The 4,591-nt window shown below is 65.6% G+C and carries 5 protein-coding genes; all 5 read left to right on the top strand.

What is annotated here, in order from left to right; all coding sequences use genetic code 11:
* Nucleotides 1–1,459: aconitase family protein (locus VMS96_07900; GenBank protein ID HVP43341.1), on the top strand; the 1,459-nt coding region annotated here is incomplete at its 5' end.
* A 35-nt stretch (nucleotides 1,460–1,494) separates the two neighbouring features.
* Nucleotides 1,495–1,794 carry a hypothetical protein gene (locus VMS96_07905; GenBank protein ID HVP43342.1) on the top strand — a complete coding sequence of 100 codons (300 nt, stop codon included), beginning with the start codon at nucleotides 1,495–1,497 and terminating at the stop codon, nucleotides 1,792–1,794.
* Nucleotides 1,795–1,809: 15 nt separating this feature from the next.
* Entirely contained in the window at nucleotides 1,810–2,118 is a 309-nt protein-coding gene (locus VMS96_07910) for a hypothetical protein (GenBank protein ID HVP43343.1), read from the top strand.
* Nucleotides 2,118–3,353, top strand: coding sequence for an isocitrate/isopropylmalate family dehydrogenase (locus VMS96_07915; protein ID HVP43344.1), 1,236 nt, complete (start codon nucleotides 2,118–2,120; stop codon nucleotides 3,351–3,353). Before VMS96_07910 ends, VMS96_07915 begins: the two co-directional genes overlap by 1 nt.
* Nucleotides 3,316–4,530, top strand: coding sequence for an aldolase/citrate lyase family protein (locus tag VMS96_07920; GenBank protein ID HVP43345.1), 1,215 nt, complete (start codon nucleotides 3,316–3,318; stop codon nucleotides 4,528–4,530). The genes VMS96_07915 and VMS96_07920 overlap by 38 nt, the downstream gene beginning before the upstream one ends.
* The last annotated feature ends 61 nt before the right edge of the window (nucleotides 4,531–4,591 follow it).

A 4,591-nucleotide genomic window follows, 5' to 3' on the forward strand; every position in this document is an offset into this window, starting at 1 on the left:
GACCGGCAAGGACGTGATCATCGCCCTCTGCGGCCTCTACAACCAGGAAGAGGTGCTGAATGCGGTGGTCGAGTTCGCCGGCCCAGGCGTGGCCTCGCTCTCCATGGACGCGCGCCTCACCATCGCCAACATGAGCACCGAGTGGGGCACGCTGGCGGGCTGGTTCCCGGTGGACGCCACCACCATCGCTTACATGCGCAACGTGCAGGCGAAACTGAAGGCGCGAGGGATCGAGCGCTTCTCCGAAGCCGACATCGCCCGCTGGGAGAAAGACCCACCGGCCCCCGACGCCAACGCGCAATACGCCGCTCGCATCGTGCTCAACCTCGCCGAGGTCACGCCCCACGTCTCCGGCCCCGATACGGTGCAGGTGATGGCCTCGCTGGCCGAGATCGGGCCCAAGAAGGTCGCCATCCAGAAGGCGTACCTGGTTTCGTGCGTGAATTCGCGCGTGGAGGACCTGGAAGCCGCCGCGGCTGTGCTCCAAGGCAGGAGGGTCGCCCCGTCGGTGAAGTTCTATCTTGCCCCCGCCAGCAAGGAAGTGCAGGCCGAGGCGGAGCGGCGTGGCATCTGGAAGACGATCGTGGACGCCGGGGCGGTCACGCTGCCCGCGGGCTGCGGGCCGTGCATCGGCCTAGGGACCGGGCTGCTGGAGCCGGGCGAGGTCGGCATTTCGGCCACCAATCGAAACTTCAAGGGGCGTATGGGCTCCAAAGACGCGCAGTGTTATCTCGCCAGCCCCGCGGTGGTCGCGGCCTCGGCGGTCGCGGGATACATCACGGCTCCTGAGAGCACTGGTAGAGGCGGCCGTCAGGCCGTCTCCACGGGGATGAAGCGGGATTACACCGAATTTCAGACCAAGGCGGCAGCCGAGACCGTCGAGATCCTCCCCGGCTTCCCCAGCCAAGTCCGCGGGCGCCTGGTCTTCATGCCCAAGGACAACCTGAACACCGACGGTATCTATCCCGGCAGCTACACCTACCGCGACGACATGACGCCGGAGATGATGGCCAAGGTCATCTTCGAGAACTACGACGCGGAGTACGCAAAGAGAGAGAGCGCCGGCGAGGTCGTGGTCGGCGGCTTCAATTTCGGCACGGGGTCCAGCCGGGAGCAGGCGGTCACCGCGCTGAAGGCGGCCGGCATCCCATTGGTGATCGCCGGCAGCTTTTCGCAGACGTATCTGCGCAACGCCTTCAACAACGGCTTCCTCTGCATCGAGGTGCCGGAGTTCGTGAACCGATTGAAGAAGGCATTCGCGGGGGAAAAAGCTAAGACGTTCATTCCTGGGGACGATCTGCTGGTAGACTTCCGCTCCGGCGTGATCGTCTATCGCGGCGACAGGTTCCAGTTCCCGCCGCTGGGGACGGTGCCGCAGTCGCTGGTGGTCGCCGGAGGCGTGGAGAACCTGGTGGCGCAGAAGCTGGGCCTGCGCGAAAAGCAAGCTGTAATCAGGTAACGTAGCGCCGGCGCCTCGCCGGCAAAGGACCGGATATGTCATTGTTTACTGTAGTGCTGGAACATCGCGGGACGTCGGCGGTGCAGCAGGTTTCCGCTCCCAACGCCAAGGCTGCGCTGGCGAAGTGGGCGAAGGGATTCGATTACGAAGGGGTGCTCGGCATCAGCAAGAAGGTCGGCGGGCAACTGGTCAGGGACCTGAGCAAAGCCACTCCCATCCCGGTGCGGCGCACGAAGAACGTCTGGGGGCTGACCGCCCTGGCGCACGGACAGATGGCGCTGGTGCACCTGATCCAGACCGCCGACGGTCACCCGCCCGATGCAACTTCGCTGTGAGCTGCCGGAGGACGGATGAGCGCCGAACTGCTGGGCAAGTGGACCTCTGATCCCACCGACGCGCTGGGGTACGACAAGTACGGCGACGTGTCGCTGGAGTTTCTCGAAGGCGGCGAGCTGGTTTACACCATGAACGACCCGCATCGCGAGAGCACCATGGTGATGCAATATCGTGTCGAAGGCGACGAGATCGTCACCGCCCAGCACACGAACCCGCGCGAAGAGCGCACCAAGTTCCGCATCGGCCCCGATGGCAAGCTGTCGCTCACCTTCGCTGGCGTTGAGACCCGATACGTACGGAATTCGGAAGGAGATACGCACTAATGGCTAAGTACAAGGTTGTGACCATGCCGGGCGACGGCATCGGCAACCAGGTCCTCCCCCAGGCGCTGCGCGTGCTCAACGAAGTCGGCTTCGATGCCGACTACATCCATGCTGACATCGGCTGGGAGATCTGGTGCAACGAGGGCAATGCTCTCCCCGACCGCACCATCCAGCTGCTGGAACAGCACAAGCTGGGTCTGTTCGGCGCCATCACTTCCAAGCCGAAGAAGGAAGCCGACGCCGAACTGAAGCCGGCGCTTAAGGGCAAGGGCTTCGTGTACTACAGCCCCATCGTTACCATGCGCCAGCGCTTCAACCTCGACATCTGCATGAGGCCCTGCATCGGCTTCCCCGGCAACCCGCTGAACTTCATCCGCAAGAAGGCGGACGGCGGCTGGGAAGAGCCGCAGGTGCGCTCAATCATCTTCCGCCAGGGGACCGAGGGCCTCTATGCGGGCGTGGAGTGGACCAACCCGCCGGAGAGCGTGCGCGCCGCCTTTGTCACGCACCCGAAATTCAAGCCGTTCGCCAACGTGAAAGGTGAGGACCTCGCCGTTTCCCTGCGCATCATCACCCGCGAGAACGCGCGCCGCATCTGCGAAGCCGCCTTCCAGTACGCCCGCAAGCACGGCTTCAAGAACGTGACCATCTGCGAGAAGCCCAATGTGCTGCGCGAGACCTCGGGCATGATGGAAGAGGTCGCCAAGGAAGTGCAGAAGCAGTATCCCGAGATCCCGCTCTGGTCCACCAACATCGACGCCCAGATGATGTGGCTGACCAAGAATCCCGAAGATTACGGCGTGCTCATCGCCTCGAACCTGTTCGGCGATGTTATCTCCGACGCCTTCGCCGGCCTGGTCGGCGGCCTTGGCTTCGCGGCCAGCGGCAACATCGGCGACGAGGTCGCGGTGTTCGAGCCCACCCACGGCTCGGCCCCCAAGTACGCCGAGCTGGCTCCGCCCATCGTCAACCCCATCGGCATGATCCTGTCGGCGGCCATGATGCTCGATCACGTCGGCGAGCGCGACCGGTCGAAGCTGATCTGGGACGCGGTGGCGGATGTGGTCAAGGAAGGCAAGGTCCGCACCTACGACATGATGCGCATCCCCGGCGGGCCCAGGGCGATCGCGCAGGGCGCGGCTTCCACCATCCAGATGACCGACGCCATCCTGCGCGCGGTCGAGAAACGGATCCAGCATGCCGAAACCCAGAGCGAGCCGGCCGCGGCCCGCTGAGGCCGGGCATTCCGGGCCCGACATCCGCTCGGACCTGCGCGTGGCCATCGAGCCGCGCGCGTCCGGTGGGCTGAAGCTCGAGCTCGAATCGCGCGTCGCCCCCTACTACGGCCGCCAGATCCGCTCTCAGGCGCGTGAGGTGCTGAGCGAACTCGGCGTCAAGCACGCCCAAGTCGTTATTCACGACGAGGGCGCGCTGCCCTTCACTATCGCCGCCCGCATCGAAGCCGCGGCCCGGCGCGCTGGGATGGCCAACGGACATCGCGCGCTGCCCGAGCGAACCGTCGATCCGCCGCCCACGGCGCGTGATCATCTGCGCCGCTCGCGCCTCTATCTTCCTGGCTCCGAGCCCAAGTACTTCATCAATGCCGCCCTGCACGGGCCCGATGCTGTCATTCTCGACCTCGAGGACGCGGTCCATCCCCAGGAGAAGGACGCGGCCCGCTTGCTGGTTCGCAACACGCTGCGCACCGTGGATTTCGGCGCCTGCGAACGCATGGTGCGCATCAACCAGGGCGCGCTGGGGCTGGAAGACCTGGAAGAGATCGTTCCCGAAGACCCTGACGTCATCCTCATCCCGAAAGTCGAAACCGCCGAGCAGGTCAAAGAGGTCGACCGCCGCATCAGCGAGCTTCAGAAGAAGCACAAGATCAGCCACCCGCTGTGGCTCCTGCCCATCCTCGAGTCGGCGCTGGGCATCGAGAACGCCTTTGAGATCGCGCGCGCCAGCGAGCGCAACGTCGCCCTGACCATCGGCCTCGAGGACTACACCGCCGACCTCGGCGTGGCCAAGACCGCGGCCGGCACAGAGTCGCTGTTCGCCCGCCAGCGCGTGGTCAACGCCGCCCGCGCCGCCGGATTGCAGGCCAACGACTCCGTGTACGGCGACGTCGCCGACATGGACGGCCTGTTGCGCTGGGGCCAGGCCGCGCGCGCCATGGGCTTCGAGGGCATGGGCTGCGTGCATCCGCTGCAGATCGAGGTCATCCACCGGGCTTTCGCGCCCACCGAGCCGGAGATCGAGAAGGCACAGCGCATCGTTGCCGCCTTTGAGGAAGCGCAGGTGAAGGGCCTGGGCGTGGTCTCGCTCGGCTCCAAGATGATCGACGCGCCGGTGGTGCAGCGCGCCCTCAAGCTGGTGGCCCAGGCCCGCAGGATGGGCCTGGTGAAGGAATGAGGATGAAGCGAGCCGCCGTCAAGACCGTGCCCGAGTTCGTCGCCAACGCCGTCGGCCGCGA

This window comes from Terriglobales bacterium (genome assembly GCA_035543055.1).
Classification (GTDB): Bacteria; Acidobacteriota; Terriglobia; order Terriglobales; family Acidobacteriaceae; genus JAIQFD01.